Genomic DNA, 20,599 nt, shown 5'->3' with positions numbered 1-20,599 from the left:
TCCAGATGGCTTCCATCACCATGAAGAACATCGTGAAGAAGTACGACGACGGCTTTCCTGCGGTCAACGACGTCAGCATCGACGTCGCCGACGGCGAGTTCGTGATCCTCGTGGGACCCTCGGGCTGTGGGAAGTCCACGCTCCTGCGGATGATCGTCGGGCTCGAGGACATCACCGAGGGCGAGATGCGCATCGGGGACAGGCGGGTCAACGACCTCGCACCACGCGAGCGCAATCTCGCCATGGTGTTCCAGAACTACGCGCTCTACCCCCACCTGACCGTCTACGAGAACATCGCGTTCCCCCTGAGACTGGCCAAGACCGATGACGCCACGGTGGACGAGAAGGTGCGCGCCGCCTCGGCGACCCTCGAACTCGATGAGCACCTCGACCGGAAGCCGGCCAACCTCTCGGGCGGGCAACGGCAGCGCGTGGCGATGGGTCGAGCGATCGTCCGTGACGCCGACGCCTTCTTGTTCGACGAGCCGCTGTCCAACCTCGACGCCAAACTGCGTGGGCAGATGCGTAGTGAGATCGCGCGCCTTCAGAAGAAGCTGGGTATCACCACCGTCTACGTCACCCACGACCAGACCGAGGCCATGACGCTCGGCGACCGGGTCGCCGTACTCAAGCGTGGACTCCTTCAACAACTCGCGACCCCTCGGGAGCTGTATGGCAATCCGGGCAACCTCTTCGTTGCCGGCTTCATCGGCTCACCGCCGATGAACTTCCTGCCTGCCAAGGTCTCCGGGGACCAGGTCGAACTTCCCTTCGGCACCGTCACCATCCCGGCCGACAAGGCCGAGAAGGTCCGCGGCAAGGAGTTGCTGATCGCAGGGATCCGACCCGAACACTTCGAGGACGCCTCGGTCGTCTCCCGGCAACGCGACACCGCAGGGTCGACCTTCACCGCGCCCGTCGAGGTCGTCGAGTGGCTCGGCAACGAGGCCTACGCCTACATCCCCTTCGAAGCCCCGCCCGAGGTGCGTCAGCAGCTGGAGGAGCTCGAGCGCGATCTGGACGGAGAGTCGTTGCGCACCCAACTGGTCGTCGGTCTCGACGGATCGACCACCATCACCGAGGGCGAGGACGCCGAGATCTGGGTCGACTCCTCGAGGATGCATCTGTTCGACCCCGCCACCGGCGAGAACCTCACCGTCGATCTCGAGCACGCGGGAGAGATCCCCGCCGCGGCGCGCAACCCGGAGGCGGTGCCCACCACCTGAGGTGTTGTCACGAACGCTTCACCTCTTGGGGAGGCGGCGGTACCACCGGTCCTCGTCGCTGCCCGGAGGCGGACGCCGCACCACCTTGACCTCGGCCAGGAACGCCACTCCCTTGACCCGAACCGTCGGGGCATCCTCGGCGAGATCCGCGGCCACGCGGTCCCGGCCATGACCGAAGTCGCCGAGCACCGCCATACCATCGATGATCACCCGGGTGTGTGCGTCGACGATGATCTCGATGTCTCCCAGAACGGCGTTCGCGGTGATCTCCACCTCGGCGGCTCCGAACGTGGCTTCTCTCAGATCGAGGTCGATGTCGCCGAGCAGAGCGAAGGCCACGTGTTGCGGACCGATGTGCCACACCCCTCGGCGGTTCTGGCTGCCCAGGATCGCCACGCTCCGGTCGTTCGTGCTGGTGCCCTGTGGCACCGATGGAACCTGGCCGGCGACCCTGGCCGGCGGGCGACTGCTGGTCGGCGACTCGACTCCGTTGCCCGGAAGGTCGACCACGATCGGCAACAGATCGCCGTAGACCTTGGCTGCATAGGTCGCTTCGAGCCGTTCGTCGAGTTCGATGAAATCGATCCGCCCCTCGCCCGCCGCCTCACGCAACACCTCGGCCACGCGCTCCCGATCGGCATCGGAGATGCGTAGCGACGGGTCAGGACGTTCCACCTCACCAGACATGATCCGGAATCTACTTCCCGTAGGGCGGATTGTCGGCTTACTGTTCAGCCATTCGGGTGGATGACCGCCCCGCACCGTGGGAGTAACGAGATGGTCCGCCTCGCAATCGTGCTGGCACCCCTGCTCTTCGCTCTGTTCGTCTACAGCGTCATCACCGTGCTGATGACCCGCGAGGAGGACTGCCGCCACCTGCCCAAGTGGGGGTGGTTACTGGTCGTGCTGCTCTTCCCCTTCATCGGTTCGGTGCTGTGGATCGGGGTCGGGCGCCACGGAACGCCGCGACCACGGGCCTATGAGCGGCCCGCGCCCGCCTATCCGGAGTACGACCGTCTGGGCCGGCAGGCCGCCACCGACCCGGAAGCGGACGACGCCTTCCTCAAGCAGGTGCGCGAGCGAGCCGAGGCCCAACGTCGCACCGAACGCGAAGCCCGCCTCCAGCGTCAGCGCGAGATCGAGCAGTCCGATACCCGACCGGCGAAGGATCTCGAGAACCCCTAGTGGCCCGCGTCTGGCCGATCAGGCCGACGGCGTACTCTCGGCCATTGTGACTGCTGCCTCCGGACCCGAGTTCCGCTACTCCGACCTGCTGCCCATCGGTCCGGACCAGACGCCGTACCGCCTGGTCACCACCGAGGGTGTGTCCACCTTCGAGGCCGACGGAGAGACCTTCCTGCGGGTCGCCCCCGAGGCGATCCGGCAGCTGACCTCCGAGGCGATGCACGACATCGCCCACTTCCTGCGTCCGGCCCACCTGGCCCAACTGCGCAAGATCATCGACGACCCGGAGGCCTCCGGCAACGACCGGTTCGTGGCCCTGGACCTGCTGAAGAACGTCAACATCTCCGCCGGTGGCGTGCTCCCGATGTGCCAGGACACCGGCACGGCCATCGTGATGGGCAAGAAGTCCGAGGGCGTGCTGACCGGCGCGGACGACGGCGAAGCGATCAGCCAGGGGGTGTACGACGCCTACACCAACCTCAACCTGCGCTACTCCCAGCTCGCTCCCCTGACCATGTGGGACGAGAAGAACACCGGCACCAATCTGCCCGCCCAGATCGAGCTCTACTCCACGCCGCAGACCTCCGGGAAGCCGGAGTACAAGTTCCTCTTCATGGCCAAGGGGGGCGGTTCGGCGAACAAGTCGTTCCTGTTCCAGGAGACCAAGGCGGTCCTCAACCCGAAGCGGATGCTGGAGTTCTTGGACGAGAAGATCCGCTCACTGGGGACGGCTGCCTGCCCGCCGTACCACCTCGCGGTCGTGATCGGCGGCACCAGCGCGGAGTTCGCTCTCAAGACCGCGAAGTACGCCTCCGCGCACTACCTCGACAACCTGCCGACCGAGGGTTCCATGTCAGCCCATGGCTTCCGGGACGTCGAACTCGAGGAGGAGGTCTTCAAACTGACCCAGGACTTCGGGATCGGCGCCCAGTTCGGCGGCAAGTACTTCTGCCACGACGTCCGGGTCGTGCGGCTCCCCCGCCACGGCGCCTCGTGTCCGGTGGCCATCGCGGTCTCCTGCTCAGCGGACCGGCAGGCGCTGGGCAAGATCACCGCCGAGGGCGTCTTCCTGGAACAGTTGGAGACCGACCCGGCGCAGTACATGCCCGAGGCCGGGATCGCCGAGGAGATCTCCGGAGGGGAGGTCATCTCCATCGACCTCAACCAGCCGATGGACGACATCCTGGCGGAACTGACCAAGCACCCCGTGAAGACCCGACTCTCCCTGACCGGCCCCCTGGTGGTGGCTCGCGACATCGCCCACGCCAAGATCAAGGAGCGCCTCGACGCCGGTGAGGAGATGCCTCAGTACCTCCGCGACCACCCTGTGTACTACGCCGGTCCCGCGAAGACCCCGGACGGCATGGCGTCCGGTTCGTTCGGTCCGACCACCGCCGGCCGGATGGACTCCTACGTCGAGCAGTTCCAGGCCGCTGGCGGGTCGAAGGTGATGCTGGCCAAGGGCAACCGCAGCAAGCAGGTCACCGAGGCCTGCGGCAGCCACGGGGGTTTCTACCTCGGTTCGATCGGTGGCCCCGCGGCGCGGCTGGCTCAGGACTGCATCACCGATGTGTCGGTCCTGGAGTACGAGGAGTTGGGGATGGAAGCGGTGTGGAAGATCGAGGTCGAGAACTTCCCCGCCTTCATCGTGGTCGACGACAAGGGCAACGACTTCTTCACTGATCCCTCCGGTGCGGTGACCGTCCCGCTCAGCGGGATCCGGGTGCGTTCCGCCGAGTGAGGCATGCTTCGCCCGGCCCCGCGTCCAGCTGGACACCATGCCGGCCGATCGAATTCCCACTACCCTGAGTCTCATGGCACGCCGAGGACCCAAACGCGACGACGCCGCTCGTCGACGCATTCTGGATGCGACGCGCGATCTGATCTGCGAACACGGACCGGGCCGGGTCACGATCAACCAGATCACGGCCGACGCCCATGTGGGCAAGCAGACGATCTACCGCTGGTGGCCGAGCCGGTCGGCTCTCGTCGTCGACGCACTGGCCGACCTGGTCGAGGAGCAGGCCTTCATCGAGGTGGAGGGCGATCCTGCAGACACCGCGAAGCAGTCCGTCGCCCATCACATGCGCCGACTGGCCGACACCTTCGCCTCGCCCGCCGGGGCGATGATCCGGGAACTGGTCAGCGATGCCCAGCGCGACCCCGCCGTCGCGGGCCTGTTCCACCAACGCTTCCTCCACGATCGGCGCGCCCGGGCCACCACGATCTTGCAGCAGGGGATCGAACACGGAGAACTGCGCGACGACCTCCCGATCGACACGATGTTGGACGTGCTCTACGCGCCGTTCTGGTTCCGACTGCTCCTCGACGAGAAGCGACTCTCGCCGGACCTCGGCCAGGAGATCCTCGACATCGTCTGGCCGGGCCTGTCACCCCAGCCTTGAACCTGGTAGTGCCGGCCGGTCACTTCGGCTGCGTGGCGTCCCAGTCCGGCACTGCGTTGGGTCCGGCCGGGCCGACGGCGTCTTCGCCGGTCTCCCCCTCGGGGTTGCCGGCCACGGCCTGGCTGTCGGAGATGGGGGTGTCCGCCTGAGCGGGGTCCAGTCCGCCCACCTCAGAGACCTGACGGTCGTCGGACTCGTTTTCTGATGTCTTGGCCATGCCTCAACGGTGCCATACGGCACCTCACGGCCTCTTCGAACCCATCTTCGGGGCGCTCTCGGGAATGGGGTCCGGCGGGGAGGGTTCCCCCAGCCGCTCGTGCTCCTTCTCCCGGACCGCGCGTTTGATCTGCTGCAGGTTGTTCCGCAGGAGATCCGAGACCAACTCGTCCATCCTGGGGTCCCCCAGAGCGGCGATCAGGACGCGCATGGAGGTTTCGGTGACCTCCGAGACGATCGTCTCGTAGCCCGGGATCCGGCTGACCAGCTTCGCGTTCGGGTCCTCGCGGATCTTCTCGGCGATCAGAGCCTTCAACTCGTCGTGGTTCTCCAGGATCGCGGAGGAGATGTTCTGGGTGTAGTGCCCGGTCTGGATCACCGCTGCCACCTCGTCCAGGACCACGATCGTCAGCGGACGCTTCACCAGCTCGAGCAGCCAGGCCACCAGCCGGCTGGCCCGTCGCAGCACCCACGGTTGCTTCATCCCCAACCGCACCAGGACGGCGCCCACGATCGTGGCCAGGACCGACCCGACGATCAGCACCATCACGACGAACAGCAACACCTGCAGGGTGCTGAGGTCCTCCAACCACTGGGTCATTCCTCGGGGCCTCTCGTCTGAGCACACGGTTCTGCTGTTCGAGCGATCGCGCAGCAAGCTTCGAGCGTTAGCGCAACAAACTGGGTACCGTCCCAGTATGGCGCAGCAATCCTCCGGTCCACACGGCCCCACCGAGTCAGACGACTACCGCACCGAGCACGATTCCATGGGCGAGGTGCAGGTCCCGCGCACGGCGCTGTGGGCGGCGCAGACCCAACGAGCCGTCGAGAACTTCCCGATCAGTGGCACGACCATCGAGCCGGCCCTGATCCACGCACTCGGGCAGGTCAAGGCCGCCGCCGCAGTCGCCAACCGCGACCTCGACGTGCTCCGGACCGACCAGGCGGCAGCCATCATCGAGGCCGCGACCGAGGTCGCACGCGGCGAGCACGACGACGAGTTCCCGATCGACGTCTTTCAGACCGGGTCAGGGACGAGTTCCAACATGAACGCCAACGAGGTCATCGCGACCCTGGCGGCCCGGGACTGTGATGGGATCCATCCCAACGACCACGTCAACGCCAGCCAGTCGAGCAACGACACGTTCCCCACGGCCATCCACGTGGCGGCGGCGCTGGCGACCGCCAACGATCTCCAGCCTGCCCTCGCGGCTCTCGCTGACTCTCTGGAGGCCAAGGCCGAAGAGTTCGCTGGTCTGGTCAAGTCGGGGCGTACCCACCTGATGGACGCCACCCCGGTGATGTTGGGGCAGGAGTTCGGCGGGTACGCCGCCACGGTGCGCTACGCCGGGGAGCGCCTGGACGGCGTACTCCCCCGGGTGCGAGAACTGCCGCTGGGGGGCACCGCGGTGGGCACCGGGATCAACACTCCCGACGGCTTCGCCGAGCGTGCCATCACGGCCTTGAGCGAGGCCACCGGGCAACCGTTCACCGAGGCCCGCAACCACTTCGAGGCGCAGGGCACCCGCGACTCCCTCGTCGAACTCAGCGGAGTCCTGCGGACGATCGCGGTGGGGCTGACCAAGATCGCCAACGACCTGCGCTGGATGTCCTCGGGCCCGACGACTGGATTGGGTGAGATCCACCTTCCCGACCTGCAGCCCGGATCGAGCATCATGCCCGGCAAGGTCAACCCGGTGCTTCCCGAGGCGCTGCTGATGGTGTGCGCCCAGGTGATCGGCAACGACGCCACCGTCACGGTGGCCGGCGCGTCGGGCAACTTCGAGTTGAACGTGGCGATGCCGGTCATCGCCCGCAACCTGCTGGAGTCCATCCGGCTGCTCTCGACCTCCACCCGGGTCCTGGCCGATCGTTGTGTCGACGGGATCACCGCGGAGGTCGAACAGATGCGCCGGTTCGCGGAATCCTCACCGTCGGTGGTGACCCCGCTGAACCACCACCTCGGCTACGAGGAGGCGGCCAAGATCGCCAAGCAGTCCATCGCCGAGGGCACCACGATCCGCGAGACCGTGTTGTCGATGGGGTACGTCGAACGCGGCGACCTCACCGAGGCGGAGTTGGACGCCGCGCTCGATGTGGAGTCGATGACCGGGCGTTGAGTGGCCTAGGCCGGGTCAGTACCAGCCCACGGCTTGGCTGTGGCCCCACGCGCTACACGGGCTGCCGTAGCGGTCCTGGATGTAGCCCAGACCCCAGGTGATCTGGGTGACCGGGTTGGTCGCCCAATCGGCGCCGGCGGAGGCCATCTTGGAGCCGGGAAGCGACTGCGGAATGCCGTACGCCGATGAGGTGGGGTTGTCAGCGGTCGGGTTCCAACCGGATTCGCGGGTGTACAACGAGTCCAGGCAGCTGAACTGGTCGGAGGAGAATCCGAACTTCGGCAGCAGCGCCCGGGCAATGTCGCGAGGGTCGGAGTCGGAGAGGCTCTCACTGGCGGTCATCGCCTCACCCACCTCGTCGGACAACGCAGCTTGCTTCACCGGGTCAGCGGCGTCGCGACGATCCGAGCGCGACACCACCGGTGCGCGATCAGCCACCCCTGCCACCTCGGCGGCTCCGGACAGGTCCGGCAGATCCGAGAAATCGACCCCGTCCACCACTGCGGCCGCGGCCTGGTCGACTGCGGCCACCGACAGTTGAGCCGAGGAGGCCACCGAGGTCGAGGTCGCGGAGACCCCTTCGGTGGCGGAAAGCTGGTTCGGCTGCGCACCGACCATGCCGCCGGAGACGGCGACCCCGGTGGCAGCGACGGCCACCCCGGAGAAGAGCACGGCCCTGCGGACCGTGCGAGCCGGCATCTCGAAGGCGGACCCGACGGTTCCAGGCCTGTTAGCGGCCTTGGGCGCGCGGTGCTTGGGAAGGTGCTTCACGTGCTTGGACAAGAGAACCCAGACGGTAGGCAGCAAAGGGCAGGGTGAGGCGTGAGGTGCGGGGGATCCAACCGTTCGGAGGGGAAGGTCACGAAACGGTCTCGGGCTACTGTGCCCGACCCTTGGGGGTGGTGCAAACCGAACCGCACAATTCGCGGCGCTGAATTGACCCCATCTCTCACATCAGCCCCAGCGACCACCCCCCTCTCAGAAGTAGCAGCCCCGAGGACTCAGACCGTCACGTTCTCCAGCATCTCCGTCACCAGGGCCGCTATGGGTGAGCGCTCGGACCTGGTCAGCGTCACGTGGGCGAACAGGGGGTGGCCCTTCAGTTTCTCGACCACCGCCACCACGCCGTCGTGCCGGCCGACCCGCAGGTTGTCCCGCTGAGCGACGTCGTGGGTGAGGATCACCTTGGAGTTGGCGCCGATCCGGGAGAGAACGGTCAGCAGCACGTTGCGTTCCAGGGACTGCGCCTCGTCGACGATCACGAAGGAGTCGTGCAAGGAGCGTCCGCGGATGTGGGTCAACGGCAGCACCTCGAGCATCCCGCGATCCAGAACCTCCTCGATCACCTCCGGTGAGGTCATGGCACCGAGCGTGTCGAAGACGGCCTGGGCCCAGGGAGACATCTTCTCCGACTCCGATCCCGGCAGATATCCCAGTTCCTGACCACCCACGGCGAACAACGGTCGGAACACCACGACCTTCTTGTGTTGACGACGTTCGAGGACGGCCTCGAGCCCGGCACACAGCGCCATGGCCGACTTGCCGGTGCCGGCACGGCCGCCCAGCGAGACGATCCCCACCTCGGGGTCCAACAGCAACTCCAGCGCGATCCGCTGTTCGGCGCTGCGGCCGTGGATCCCGAACGCCTCCCGGTCACCCCGCACCAGATGCACCCGTTTGTCGGGACCAACACGGCCCAGGGCAGACCCGCGCTCGGAGAGCAGGACCATGCCCTGATGGCAGGGCAGATCACGCGCCGCAGCGAGATCCAGGACCCCGTCCTCGTAGAGCTCGTCGATCTCCGCGCCGGCGACGTCGATCTCGGTCATCCCGGTGTAGCCGGTGTCGGAGTCACCCGCGGTCTCCGCGCGGTACTCCTGGGCGTCGAGCCCGACCGCGGCCGCCTTGATGCGCAGCGGCAGATCCTTCGAGACCAGCGTGACGTCGTACCCCTCGTCGGCGAGGTTCTTGGCCACGGCCAGGATCCGGGTGTCGTTGTCGCCGAGCCGGAAGCCTGAGGGGAGTGCGTTGGCGTCGGTGTGGTTGAGCTCTACACGCAGCGTGCCGCCCTGCTGCCCCACCCCGACCGGTTCGTCCAGTCGGCCGTGGATCACGCGCAGGTCGTCGAGCATCCGTAGCGCCGCTCGAGCGAAGTAGCCCAGCTCGGGGTGATGCCGCTTGCCCTCGAGCTCGGTGATGACCACCACCGGCAACACGACCTCGTGTTCGGCGAAGCGGCGCAGGGCGCCGGGGTCGGCCAGCAGGACACTGGTGTCCAGGACATAGGTGCGGAGCGTGCTGCTCGTGGAGGCGACAGGTGATGCGGTCACGGGTGTTCCCCTCAAAGGGCCGCACGCGCACTCAGCGCCCGGTCCTATCCAGCGCAGATGGACCGGAAGCCGGAACTCCTTCCAACCCGCGCGCCGGAGTGCCGGCGTCCTCGCCCCGGACAGGGTGGGACCTGTCCTGCGGTTAGGTCGTGAATGCTCACGAGCGGGCCTCCCGATATGACGAGCTTCCCACTCGCCAACACCGCAAAAGTACGCCTCGTGAACGCCGATCGTGGGCGACACGCCCGTGTCCGGCGTTACGGCCAGATGAACAGCCGGAGACGGGACGTCGCCTGGATTCCCTCAGGCGTCGAGGTCGGCGGCGACGAGGTCGCCGATCTTCGTCACGGCCGCCTCATCGTCTCCGGTGACCTCGACCTCGTCTCCGCACTTGGCACCGAGCGTCATGATCATCAGCGCGGAGGCGGCGTCGACGGCGGGGCCTCCGGGGGTGCCGATCTGTACGCCGGACCCGAGCCCACTTGCTGCCTCGGAGATGATCGCGGCGGGTCGGGCGTGCAGGCCCACGGTGGATCCGACGGTGACGGTGATGGTTGGCATGGTGTCTCCCGGTGATGGTGAGGTGAGGTGAGGTGATGGTGCTGTGTAGACGGTCGGACGGTCAATCAGTCAGATGGGCGAGTGGACGATGGCGAAGCCGACAGACCGGTCAACTCGCTGACGCGGACCTCGTTCTCGCGCACCTGGTCCGGGTGCGGGGTGGTGGTTCCGGGGAGGCTCGCCGCGGCGCTGCCGTAGGCCACGGAGAGAGCCAGTCGCGCCCCGTGGGGCAGTCCTCGGGTTTCCGCCAGCAGATAGCCGAACAGGCTCGCGTCGCCGGCACCCACGGTGCTGAGCACCTCGATCGGTGGCGGCAGGGCGTGCCAGGCGTTCTCCCGGGTGACCAGAACCGCGCCGTTCGCGCCCAGGGTGACCAGAACGGTCTCGACACCGGCCTCGATGAGCATGCGAGCCGCCGAGGCGGCCGCCGCGGGGTCGGACTCCAACTCGTCGGGGTCGCCGCCGGTCAGCGAGGCGAGTTCTTCGCCGTTCGGCTTCATCAGATGTGGGGCAGCCTGGTCGAGTCGGTCGAAGACGCTACGGAGCGGGGCGTCGCTCGTGTCGAGGGCGATCTTCGCCCCAGCCGCCCGGAGCGTGACGATGAGGTCGGAGTACCACCCCACCGGGCATCCCGGGGGTAGGGACCCCGCGAGCACGATCCAGTTGGCCGAACTGCCCAGTGACTGGAGTGCGGCGCCGAGCTGCGCGAGGACCGCCTCGTCGATCTCGTCCCCGGGGCTGTTGATCTTGGTGGTCGTTCCGTCCGGCTCGGTGATGGTGAGGTTGACCCTCGGGGAACCGGAGTGTGCGACCGGGTGGCAATCGATCCCGGCCGAGGTCAGCTCCTGCACGAACGGATCGTCCGCGGCGGCAGGCACCACGGCGATGGAGGCCAGCCCCGCAGCCATGGCGGCGCGGGTGATGTTCACGCCCTTGCCGCCGGCCTGCGAGATCTCGGCGAGCGAGCGTTGCACCGCGCCGCGTTCGAGAGGTCCGGGCAGAGTGATGGTCCGATCGTGGCTCGGATTGGCCGTCAACGTGACGATCATGCGATCACCACGTGCATTCCGGCCTCGTCGATCTCCTTGCGATCGATGTCGGTGATGCTGTCGTCGGTGATGAGGGTGTCGAGGTCACTGATCGTCGCGAACCGGGTCGGGGCCTCCGCCCCGATCTTGCTGGCGTCGCACAGGGCGATGGCACGAGCAGTGGATCCCACGATGGCCCGCTTGACCGCCGCCTCGTCTCGGTCGGGAGTCGTCAGGCCGTGACCGACCGTCAACCCGTTGGCACCGACGAAGGCTGCGTCGACCCGCAGATCGGACAGCGCGGCCACCGTGTCGGCACCCACCGCCGCCTGTGTGGTCCGTCGGACGCGACCCGGCAACAGATGCAACTCGATGTGTGGATGCGACGCCAGCGCACTGGCCACGGTGAGTGCGTGGGTGAACACCACCAGTTGACGGTCCCGCGGCACCATGGCGGCGAAACGCGAGGCGGTCGAACCCGCATCGATGATCACGGTGGCCCCGTCGGCCGGCAGGAAGTCCAGGGCCTTCCGGGCGATCCGATCCTTCTCCGGCGTCTTGACCTGGTCCCGCTCTCCGAGGGCGGACTCGACGGCCGCGAGCGTGTGGGCCGGCACCACTCCCCCGTGAACCCGGCGGAGCAGCCCGAGTCGCTCGAGCGTGGAAAGGTCTCGTCGCACCGTCTCGGTGGTGACGTCGAACAAGTCGGCCAGAGCATTGACCGACATGCGACCGTGCTCCACCACACGTTGAACGATGGCCTGCTGACGTTCTTCGGCGTACATGGTTGCTCGCTTTCGGATCTGTGTATGTGTTGTTTTATACCTATTTTGTGTTGACTGTCAAGCAACCTAGGCCGTAGATTGTGGCCATGCTCACACACGAAACCCGCACCCTGCGCGGCACACCCGTAGTCCCGGGGATCGCCTACGCCCCAGCTCTCGTAGCCCGGATGGAGGTCTCGCCAGATGCGGTGGAACGCTTCCGTCAGACGGATTTCTCCGATCCGGAGGAGGCCATCGCCGCCTACGACGCCAGCGTGACCCGCGTCGCCGACGGCTTCGCCTCGCGCGGCGAGAACGCCTCCGGAGCGGCGGCCGAGGTGCTGGCCGCCAGCGCCGGCCTGGCGCGCGACAAGGGTCTGCGTGGGGCGGTGGTGGCGGGACTCTCCGAGCGACCGTGCGCCGGTCGTAACCTCCTCAACGCCCTGCATGACGCGATCGAGCAGTTCGCCGCTGTATTCAGCAGCATGGGCGGCCTGATGGCCGAGCGCGTCACCGACCTGCGAGACATCGAGCGCCGCATCGTGGCCCACTTGGTCGGCGAGCCCGAACCGGGCGCCCCCGCCCCCTCGGAGCGGTCCATCATCCTGGCTGAGGACCTGGCGCCCAGCGACACCGCCGGCCTGGATCCCTCGCGAGTGGCGGCCCTCCTGACCCAACGGGGTGGACCGACCAGCCACACGGCCATCATCGCCCGCCAACTGGGGATTCCCTGCGTCGTCGGCGTCACCGACCTGCTGACCGTCGAGGCGGGCACTCCCCTTCTGGTCGACGGAACGGCAGGAACCATCGAGATCAACGTCGAACCGACCACGGCCGAGTCCCTGGTCGCCGCCGACCGGGAACGCGCCGAACGGTTGTCCACCTGGGCCGGGCCCGGCGCCACCGCTGACGGCGTCGCCGTCAAGCTTCTGGCCAACGTGGCCGACGGCGCATCGGCCGTCCAGTCCGCCGAGTCCCCCGTCGAGGGGGTCGGCCTGTTCCGCACCGAGCTGTGCTTCCTGGACCGCACCGAGGAGCCGACGCCCGACGAGCAGGCCGACATCTACGCCAAGGCGCTGGCGCCCTTCGCGTCGACCTATGTCGTGGTTCGCACCCTGGACGCCGGCTCCGACAAGCCGGTCGCCTTCGCCACCCACGGGTTGGAGGAGAACCCCGCCCTGGGTGTGCGCGGTCTGCGGTTGTCCTTCGACAATCCCGGCCTGCTGGACCGACAGCTGGACGCCATCGCTTCGGCCGCCGAGCAGACGGGCACCACCGCCTGGGTGATGGCTCCGATGGTCGCCACCGTCTCGGAGGCCACCGAGTTCGCCGACAAGGTGCGCTCACGAGGACTCAAGCCCGGCGTCATGGTCGAGATCCCCAGCGCCGTGCTGATGGCTCCGCAGATCCTGGAGGTCGTCGACTTCCTGTCCATCGGCACCAACGACCTGACGCAGTACACGATGGCCGCCGACCGGATGGCCACCGACCTGGCGCACCTGACCGACCCCTGGCAGCCGGCGGTGCTGCGTCTCATCGAGATGACCGCGAAGGCCGGGCAAGCCGTGGACAAGCCCGTCGGGGTGTGTGGCGAGGCCGCAGCCGACCCGTTGTTGGCCTGTGTCCTGGTGGGGCTGGGCATCACGTCGCTGTCCATGGCCGCCGCCGCCGTGCGACCCGTGGGCGCTCAGCTCGCGACCGTGACCTCGGCACAGTGTGTCGAGTTGGCCCGCGCAGCCGTCGACGCCGCGGGTCCCACGCAGGCACGCGCAGCGGTGCTCGAGCTCCTGTCCTGACCTGCAGCACCTCCTCCGCCTCACCACCGCACCCCTGGCCCGCTCTCGGGTCAGGGGTGCGGTGCGTCCGGGGGTGGCACTCAGGGGGTGGCGCTCAGGGGGTGGCGCTCAGGGGGTGGCGCTCAGGGGGTGGCGCTCAGGGGGTGGCGCTCAGGGGGTGGCGCACCTCCGAAGCGGGCTCCGGACAAGAGGTCCCTCGAGCTGTCCCCCTCGGCTACGCACCTCGGGCTGTCCCCTCAGGCACAACGAAACGGCCCGGACCACCCTGGAAGGGTGAGCCGGGCCGTGGCATACCGGGCGCTCGAGGCGCCTGGCGATCAGGGTTCGATGGTGACCTTGATGGCCTCGCCCTTCTGGACGATCGAGAAGGCCTCCAAGGCACGCTCCAGCGGGATGCGCTCGGTGATGAGGTCCTTGACCGGCACCTGCCCGGTGGAGATGTACTCCAGGGCACGCTTGTTGTGCTCGGGAGCGGACCCGTTGGCGCCGTGGATGTGCAACTGACGGTAGTGAACGACATTGGAGTCACACGTGATGGTCGGGTCGGTCTTCGGCAACCCGCCGAAGAACGAGATCCGTCCGTTACGAGCCGCCATCGCGATGGCCTGCTCCTGCGTCACGTTGGCCGCGGTCGCGGTGATGATCACGTCCGCGCCCCGACCGCCGGTGAGCTCCATGACGCGGGCCACCACGTCGACCTCGGAGCCGTTGATCGTCTCCTCGGGCTGTACGGCGTCGGCGGACATCTTCAGTCGCTCGGCGTTGACGTCGACGAGGTAGACCGGGCCCGCCTTGTGGACCCCGCGTGCGATCCGGATGTGCATACACCCGATGGGACCCGCGCCGAAGACGACGACGGTGTCGCCCTCCTCGATGTCCAGCAGTTCCTGGGCGTTGATCGCGCAGGCGAACGGCTCGGCCGCGGAGGCCTCGTCGTACCCGACGTTGTCCGGGATCCGGTTCAGGCCGTCGACCTTGAGAACCTGCTCGGGGACGATCATGTACTCGGCGAAGCCGCCGTCGTACTGATAGCCGACCGACGTCTGGTTCTGGCAGACCGCCATCCAACCCTTCTTGCACTCGTAGCAGTCTCCGCAGGGCACAGCGGCGATCACCTGGGTCCGGTCACCGACGGCCCAGTTCGATCCGTAGTGGTCGTTGACCTCGGACCCGACCTCGACGACCTCGCCGGCGATCTCGTGACCGATGGTCCGGGGCGGCGTGAGGTTCTGATGGCCGTTGTGGAGGATCTTGACGTCCGTGCCACACGTCGAACAGTTCTTGACCTTCAGCTTGACCTGGAGCGGTCCGCACTCGGGCTCGGGCACCTCCTCGAGACGAACGTCTTCGGGAGCGTAGAAACGCAGGGCCTTCATCAGTCTGAATCCTCACTCTCATCGTCCTCGGCGAGCAGCCTGAGGACCTCATCGACATCCGTGGTCTCACGGAGTCGTTGTGCTGCCTCCGAGTCGCTGAGCACCATGGCAAGCGACTGGAGGATCCCGATGTGCTCATCACTCTTGGAGGCGATGGCGATGGCGAGCCGACAGGTCTGCCCGTTCCAATCGACACCGTCGGGGAACTGTAGGAAGGCCAACGCCGCACGATTGATGTGCACCCGACTCGCGTCGGTGCCGTGCGGAATGGCCACTCCCTCCCCGAGGTACGTCGAGACCGAGGCTTCGCGCTCATGGAGGGCGGCGGCGTACTCCGGGCCCGCGGCACCGATCTCGACCAGGACCTCCCCACACTGACGCAGGGCATCCTCTCGATCGGTGGCGCTCAGCCCGAGCCGGACAGCGTCGCGACCCAGGATCTCTGCCGCCCCGTCAGGACTCAAGGGTTCCGCCCTCCTTGATGGCCTTCTCGACCAGCGCGAAAGCCGGGTCACCCATGAACACCTGGAAGGGGATCACCACCGCGTCGGCGTTGATCGACCGGGCGCGCTCCGCCAGGCCAGCGTGACACAGGACGACCTGAGCATCGGCCGGGATGGAGTTGACCGGCGAGTGGACGACCTCGACGCCGTTCTTCTTGAGCTTCTTCCGCATGGTGCTGGCCACCATCACGCTGCTGCCCATTCCGGCATCGCAGGCGATGATGAGTTTCGTGACGTCGTTTCCGTTGACTGAAGGCATCGCGTTTCCTATCGGTTGAAGGGTTGGTAGCGGCTCAGGTGCCGACGGTGACGTTGCTCTCCGGGGTCACCAGTTCGCTGTCCTTCTCGAAGCGACCGAAGCCCATCAGCAGCGCGGAAACTCCGAAGGAGACCGCTGCGGCGATGAGAATCGAGGCAAAGACGGCGATGTAGCCACCTCGAGGAGTGACCGCTGCGTAGGCGAAGATGCTGCCCGGGGACGGCACCGAGACCAGGCCGGCGTTGAGGATCGTTGCGGTCAGGACGCCCGAGGCGCCACCGGCGATCGCAGCCAGGATCAACTTGGGCTTCATCAGCACGTAGGGGAAGTAGATCTCGTGGATTCCGCCGAGGAAGTGGATGATGAGTGCGCCGGGAACGGTGGGACGCAGCGACCGCGGGCCGAAGAAGAGGTAGGCCAGCAGGATGCCGAGGCCCGGCCCGGGGTTGGTCTCGATCATGAACAGGATGGACTTGCCCGACTCGGTGACGTCGGCGGCACCCAGCGGGGTCAGCACGCCCTGGTTGATGGCGTTGTTGAGGAACAGGACCTTGGCCGGCTCCACGAACAGCGAGGCAAGCGGCAGCAGGTTGTTCTCGACCAGGATGTCGACCCCGTCACCGAGGAAGTTGACCAGCTCCTGCACGATCGGACCGATGCCCAGACGTCCCAGGATGGCCAGCGCGCCACCGAGGATGCCCAGCGAGAAGTTGTCGATGAGCATCTCGAAGCCGGTGGGAACCTTGTCCTGGATGGCGTCATCGACCTTCTTCAGCAAGAAGGCGGCGAGCGGGCCCATGATCATGGCGCCGAGGAACATCGGCACCTCCGAACCCACGATGACACCCATCGTGGCGATCGAACCGATGACGGCACCACGCTGTCCGTGCACCATGCGACCACCGGTGTAGGCGATGAGCAGGGGCAGCAGGAAGGTGATCATCGGGCCGACGAGTTCCGCGAGGTTCTCGTTGGGAATCCACCCGGTGGGGATGAATAGTGCGGTGATGAGTCCCCAGGCGATGAAGGCGCCGATGTTGGGCATGATCATGCCCGCGAGATAGCCACCGAAGCGTTGGACCTTCGCCCGAACTCCGCCTCCTTCGAGGTTCTTGTTCATATGTGCGTCCGGCATAACCATGGCGTGATCTCCGATCAAGTCAGTATCCCCGCAAGGGGATCGATGTGGCCCCCGCCACATCTGTGAGCATCTTTATATCTGCCCGTTTGGTTGGAAGTCAAGAACTTTGCAGGATCTTCACGCACATAAATGAAGATCGTTACCGATGTGGGGGCATGCCGAAGCAAAGCGGCCCCCACCACCGGCGTACTTCTTGCGGCCCGTTACCTCAGGGCGTCCGGGGGTACCGGCGTGCGAGATCGCTCAGGACCCGAACCGACGCTCGCGTTCGGCGTAGGCACGCACGGCCCGGAGAAAGTCGACCTTGCGGAAGTCGGGCCAGTAGGCCTCGCAGAAGTAGAACTCCGACTTGGCGCTCTGCCAGAGCAGGAACCCACCCAACCGCTGCTCCCCCGAGGTTCGGATGACCAGGTCGGGGTCGGGCTGACCCTTGGTGTAGAGGTGGTCGGCGATGTGTTCGACATCGATGATGCCGGCCAACTCCTCGAGGGTCGTCCCCTTCTCGGCGTGCTCGTGCAACAGCGAGCGCACGGCATCGGCGATCTCTCGACGACCGCCGTACGGGACCGCGACGTTGACCCACATGCCATCTACATCGGCCGTCGCCTCGGCCGCAGCCTTGAGACGCTGGGCCGCCTCGCCGGGAAGGAGGTCCAGTGCACCGACCAGGTGCAGCTTCCACCGCCGCTGGTGTGCCAGGGCGTCCACGGCGTCGGTGATGATCTCCAGGAGCGGCGCGAGTTCGGCCTCGGGACGGTTCAGGTTGTCGGTCGACAACAGCCACAGCGTGACGACCTTGACTCCGATCTCGTCGCACCAGCCCAACAGGGGCTCGATGTTCGCCGCGCCGGCCCGGTGCCCGTGAGCGGTGTCGCGCCCGACGGCCTTGGCCCAGCGACGGTTCCCGTCGAGCATCACCCCGATGTGTTGGGGCAGGTTGTTCGGCATCCGGCGAACCACACGTGCCTCGTACGCCGGGTAGAGCACCCGTCGCAATCCGTGCTTCCAGTCGCCCACCGGATGATCGTAAGGCTTCGAACCGCTGTGATGCTCGCGTGAGGTTCACCGCGTTTTTACGACGGGGTCATGAGGGGCCGATAGAGTCGGTCCATGAGCAAGGCAATCGATCAGGCGAACGAGTCACTGCGTGCAGGCTTGGAGACAGTCTCTGACGCTATCGCAGAAAAAATGGCCGAGATCAAGCCCAAGATGCGGGGGTGGCTGCACTTCGGGCTCACCCCACTGGCCCTCGCGGGCGGCATCGTCCTGGTCGTCCTGTCTCCTACCGCGAGCACGCGCACGGGGTCCGCGGTCTTCGCCGGAAGTGCCCTCATGCTCTTCGGCGTGTCGGCGATCTACCACACCGGCACCTGGTCGCCGAGGACCTGGGCTTTCCTCCGCCGCTTCGACCACGCGAACATCTTCATCCTCATCGCGGGCTCCTACACCCCACTGACGCTGATGCTGCTCGACGGCACCCAGCGGGTCGTCCTGCTGACCACCGTGTGGTCCTGCGCCCTCCTCGGAGTGTTCTTCCGGGTCATGTGGACCGATGCCCCCCGGTGGCTCTACACACCTCTCTACATGGGCCTCGGATGGGCGGCGGTGTTCTTCATCCCCGGCTTCATCGACGGCGCGAACGCCCGGTTGGGGACCAACCTCGCCATCGTCGTGCTGGTCCTGATCGCCGCTGGCGGAGCGCTCTACACGGCCGGTGGGATCGTCTATGGCCTGAAGCGACCCAACCCGTCACCACAGTGGTTCGGCTTCCACGAGGTGTTCCACACCTTCACCATCCTGGCCTTCGCCACCCACTACGTCGGCATCTCGATGGCGACCTACGCGTTGCGTTGAACACCGCGATGACCATCCGTGAGGCGCGCCCCACGGACGTGCCTCGCATCCTGGAACTGGTGCACGCTCTCGCGGCCTACGAACGCGAACCCGAGGCCGTCAAAGCCACCGAGCAGGACTTCCACCATGTCCTGTTCCCCGATCTGGGCACCGCCACCACACACTGCGAGGTCGCGGTGGTCGACGGCGAGGTGATCGGGATCGCCGTCTGGTACGTCACCTTCTCCACCTGGACCGGTCGCAACGGACTGTGGCTCGAGGACCTCTTCGTCCTCCCCGAACACCGCGGCTCGGGTCTTGGACGCGCCCTGCTCGCCCGGCTGGCTCAGATCGCCGTCGAACGCGGCTACCGCCGAGTCGAGTGGTGGGTCCTGGACTGGAACGCGCCGAGCATCGCCTTCTACAAGAGTCTCGGGGCGGTGCCCCAAGAGGGGTGGACGACCTTCCGTCTGGACGGTTCGGCCCTGCTCTCTCTCGGTGAGGGCGAGCCCGAGACCGTGTGACCCGTCATGGTCTGGGATGCGGCCGCTACCGTTGACCCATGGCCACGATTGAACTCACCCAGGACAACTTCACCGAGCACGTCGAAGCCGGCGGCATCATGCTCGTCGACTTCTGGGCCAGCTGGTGCGGCCCCTGCATGCAGTTCGCACCAACCTACGAAGCGGCCTCCGAGGCCCACACCGATGTCACCTTCGGATCGGTGAACACCGAGGAGCAGCAGGAGCTGGCTGGCTCGGCCGGCATCAAGTCGATCCCCACCCTGATGGCGTTCCGCGACGGCATCCTCGTCTTCTCCCAGCCCGGAGCACTTGCTGCCGCGTCGTTGGAGAAGGTGATCAGCGGCGTGCAGGAGCTCGACATGGACAAGGTGCGACGCAAGGTCGAGCAACAGAGCAAGTAGGTAGGACGAGGCAGGGTGACGGTGGAGGTTGCTCCGGAGGTTCTCGAACTGTCCCTGCCCGACGTACGCCTCTCGGCCCTGGCGTGGGGACCGACGGACGGAACTCTGGTCGTCGCGCTGCACGGTTTCCCGGACACGGCGTGGACCTGGCGGCACCTCGGACCGCACCTCGCCGACCGCGGCTACCGGGTGGTGGCTCCGTTCACTCGTGGCTACGCACCCTCAGCCGTCCCCGCCGACGGATGTTTCCAGGTCGGCGCCCTCATGGCCGACGCCGCGGCGCTGCACGCGGTGCTAGGGGGTGACGACCGCTCGGTGCTGGTTGGGCACGACTGGGGCGCGATCACGGCCAACGGGCTGGGCGCTCACCCGGACAATCCCTACCGGGCCGTGGTGACCCTCGCGGTGCCGCCGCTCGAGGCGATCTCGGCGATCCGACCCGACGCCCTCGGTTTCGCCCTGCTGCTTCCGGGCCAGATCCGCAACTCCTGGTACACGGTCTTCAACCAACTCCCGGTGCTACCCGAACGATTCTTCGACCGACTCGTCCGGCGGTTGTGGAAGGACTGGTCGCCCGGGTATGACGCCACCACCGACCTGGCACACCTCAGCGAGGCGATGACGGACTCGGCCAACCGAGCCTCGGCGCTCGGCTACTACCGCGCACTCCCCCGCTTCTGGGCTATGCCCCAGCGCTACCGCGGGTGGCACTCGACGTGGACCGGGGTCCCCACCGTGCCCAGTCTCAACCTCTACGGCCTCCACGATGGGTGCTTCCAACCGCAGCTCTCCCAACGCGCGGTCGCGGTCCTGCCTGAGGGCGCCGGTGTGGTGGGACTCCCCGGAGCCGGCCACTTCCTCCACCTCGAGCAGCCGGATCAGGTGAACAGGCTGATCGCCGAGTTCATCGCCGAGGCCTGATCCGGCCGAC

At 67.0% G+C, this 20,599-nt stretch carries 20 protein-coding genes and 1 pseudogene; 10 read left to right on the top strand and 11 right to left on the bottom strand.

The genetic code is table 11. The annotated features are described in order from the left end of the window. Positions 1–5: 5 nt before the first annotated feature. The gene (locus tag ACYVLV_RS07685) at positions 6–1,226 is read left to right on the top strand and encodes an ABC transporter ATP-binding protein (RefSeq protein ID WP_460808961.1); all 1,221 of its coding nucleotides are present in this window, start codon (positions 6–8) and stop codon (positions 1,224–1,226) included. Between the two features lie 18 nt (positions 1,227–1,244). Here the strand turns inward: ACYVLV_RS07685 and ACYVLV_RS07680 are convergent, their stop codons facing one another. Continuing rightward, a complete protein-coding gene (locus ACYVLV_RS07680; RefSeq protein WP_460808960.1) occupies positions 1,245–1,913 on the bottom strand; it encodes a DUF1707 SHOCT-like domain-containing protein in 669 nt (222 codons plus the stop codon). 90 nt (positions 1,914–2,003) lie between these two features. Between ACYVLV_RS07680 and ACYVLV_RS07675 the strand changes: the two genes are divergently transcribed. From ACYVLV_RS07675 to ACYVLV_RS07665, 3 genes are all read left to right on the top strand, one after another. Then, positions 2,004–2,411 carry a PLD nuclease N-terminal domain-containing protein gene (locus ACYVLV_RS07675; protein WP_460808959.1) on the top strand — a complete coding sequence of 136 codons (408 nt, stop codon included), beginning with the start codon at positions 2,004–2,006 and terminating at the stop codon, positions 2,409–2,411. Positions 2,412–2,457: 46 nt separating this feature from the next. Continuing rightward, positions 2,458–4,152, top strand: a complete 1,695-nt coding sequence (locus ACYVLV_RS07670) for a fumarate hydratase (protein ID WP_460808958.1) — start codon at positions 2,458–2,460, stop codon at positions 4,150–4,152. Between the two features lie 73 nt (positions 4,153–4,225). Next, positions 4,226–4,816 (top strand): TetR/AcrR family transcriptional regulator, encoded by a 591-nt coding sequence (locus ACYVLV_RS07665; protein ID WP_460808957.1) that lies wholly within the window; start codon positions 4,226–4,228, stop codon positions 4,814–4,816. 19 nt (positions 4,817–4,835) lie between these two features. Here the strand turns inward: ACYVLV_RS07665 and ACYVLV_RS07660 are convergent, their stop codons facing one another. Next, positions 4,836–5,033, bottom strand: coding sequence for a hypothetical protein (locus ACYVLV_RS07660; protein WP_460808956.1), 198 nt, complete (start codon positions 5,031–5,033; stop codon positions 4,836–4,838). 24 nt (positions 5,034–5,057) lie between these two features. Continuing rightward, entirely contained in the window at positions 5,058–5,633 is a 576-nt protein-coding gene (locus tag ACYVLV_RS07655; RefSeq protein WP_460808955.1) for a hypothetical protein, read from the bottom strand. Positions 5,634–5,730: 97 nt separating this feature from the next. Here ACYVLV_RS07655 and ACYVLV_RS07650 point away from each other — a divergent pair, with 97 nt between their 5' ends. Then, positions 5,731–7,152 carry a class II fumarate hydratase gene (locus ACYVLV_RS07650; RefSeq protein ID WP_460808954.1) on the top strand — a complete coding sequence of 474 codons (1,422 nt, stop codon included), beginning with the start codon at positions 5,731–5,733 and terminating at the stop codon, positions 7,150–7,152. Positions 7,153–7,167: 15 nt separating this feature from the next. Here the strand turns inward: ACYVLV_RS07650 and ACYVLV_RS07645 are convergent, their stop codons facing one another. The 5 genes from ACYVLV_RS07645 to ACYVLV_RS07625 all read right to left on the bottom strand — a co-directional run bounded on the left by ACYVLV_RS07645 (position 7,168) and on the right by ACYVLV_RS07625 (position 11,856). Beyond that, positions 7,168–7,935 (bottom strand): aggregation-promoting factor C-terminal-like domain-containing protein, encoded by a 768-nt coding sequence (locus tag ACYVLV_RS07645; protein WP_460808953.1) that lies wholly within the window; start codon positions 7,933–7,935, stop codon positions 7,168–7,170. A gap of 218 nt (positions 7,936–8,153) precedes the next feature. Continuing rightward, entirely contained in the window at positions 8,154–9,482 is a 1,329-nt protein-coding gene (locus ACYVLV_RS07640) for a PhoH family protein (protein WP_460808952.1), read from the bottom strand. A gap of 303 nt (positions 9,483–9,785) precedes the next feature. Then, complete coding sequence (locus ACYVLV_RS07635; RefSeq protein WP_460808951.1) at positions 9,786–10,043, bottom strand: HPr family phosphocarrier protein; 258 nt, start codon at positions 10,041–10,043, stop codon at positions 9,786–9,788. Between the two features lie 65 nt (positions 10,044–10,108). Further along, entirely contained in the window at positions 10,109–11,092 is a 984-nt protein-coding gene (locus ACYVLV_RS07630; protein WP_460808950.1) for a 1-phosphofructokinase family hexose kinase, read from the bottom strand. After that, entirely contained in the window at positions 11,089–11,856 is a 768-nt protein-coding gene (locus ACYVLV_RS07625; protein WP_460808949.1) for a DeoR/GlpR family DNA-binding transcription regulator, read from the bottom strand. Before ACYVLV_RS07625 ends, ACYVLV_RS07630 begins: the two co-directional genes overlap by 4 nt. An 86-nt stretch (positions 11,857–11,942) precedes the next feature. On the opposite strand from ACYVLV_RS07625, the gene ptsP reads away from it, so the two are divergent. Beyond that, positions 11,943–13,631 carry a phosphoenolpyruvate--protein phosphotransferase gene (gene ptsP, locus ACYVLV_RS07620; protein WP_460808948.1) on the top strand — a complete coding sequence of 563 codons (1,689 nt, stop codon included), beginning with the start codon at positions 11,943–11,945 and terminating at the stop codon, positions 13,629–13,631. A gap of 317 nt (positions 13,632–13,948) precedes the next feature. Here ptsP and ACYVLV_RS07615 read toward each other — a convergent pair whose 3' ends face one another. The 3 genes and pseudogenes from ACYVLV_RS07615 to ACYVLV_RS07605 all read right to left on the bottom strand — a co-directional run bounded on the left by ACYVLV_RS07615 (position 13,949) and on the right by ACYVLV_RS07605 (position 17,927). Continuing rightward, positions 13,949–15,007, bottom strand: coding sequence for a zinc-dependent dehydrogenase (locus ACYVLV_RS07615; RefSeq protein ID WP_460808947.1), 1,059 nt, complete (start codon positions 15,005–15,007; stop codon positions 13,949–13,951). After that, positions 15,007–16,910: pseudogene (locus tag ACYVLV_RS07610) on the bottom strand (PTS mannitol transporter subunit IICBA). Before ACYVLV_RS07610 ends, ACYVLV_RS07615 begins: the two are co-directional and overlap by 1 nt. Positions 16,911–17,153: 243 nt before the next feature. Next, positions 17,154–17,927: an isoprenyl transferase gene (locus tag ACYVLV_RS07605; RefSeq protein WP_460808946.1), complete on the bottom strand. Its 774-nt coding sequence runs from the start codon at positions 17,925–17,927 to the stop codon at positions 17,154–17,156. Between the two features lie 93 nt (positions 17,928–18,020). Here ACYVLV_RS07605 and trhA point away from each other — a divergent pair, with 93 nt between their 5' ends. Genes trhA through ACYVLV_RS07585 form a run of 4 tightly spaced genes read left to right on the top strand, consistent with a single transcriptional unit; the run spans position 18,021 to position 20,589 of the window. Continuing rightward, positions 18,021–18,764: a PAQR family membrane homeostasis protein TrhA gene (gene trhA, locus ACYVLV_RS07600; protein ID WP_460808945.1), complete on the top strand. Its 744-nt coding sequence runs from the start codon at positions 18,021–18,023 to the stop codon at positions 18,762–18,764. Positions 18,765–18,772: 8 nt separating this feature from the next. Next, positions 18,773–19,267, top strand: coding sequence for a GNAT family N-acetyltransferase (locus tag ACYVLV_RS07595; RefSeq protein ID WP_460808944.1), 495 nt, complete (start codon positions 18,773–18,775; stop codon positions 19,265–19,267). Positions 19,268–19,305: 38 nt separating this feature from the next. Next, a complete protein-coding gene (locus ACYVLV_RS07590; protein WP_460808943.1) occupies positions 19,306–19,668 on the top strand; it encodes a thioredoxin family protein in 363 nt (120 codons plus the stop codon). A gap of 15 nt (positions 19,669–19,683) precedes the next feature. Further along, positions 19,684–20,589 (top strand): alpha/beta fold hydrolase, encoded by a 906-nt coding sequence (locus ACYVLV_RS07585; RefSeq protein WP_460808942.1) that lies wholly within the window; start codon positions 19,684–19,686, stop codon positions 20,587–20,589. The last annotated feature ends 10 nt before the right edge of the window (positions 20,590–20,599 follow it).

Source organism: Nocardioides salsibiostraticola (assembly GCF_054783655.1).
This window is presented reverse-complemented; position numbering and strand designations above follow the sequence as displayed.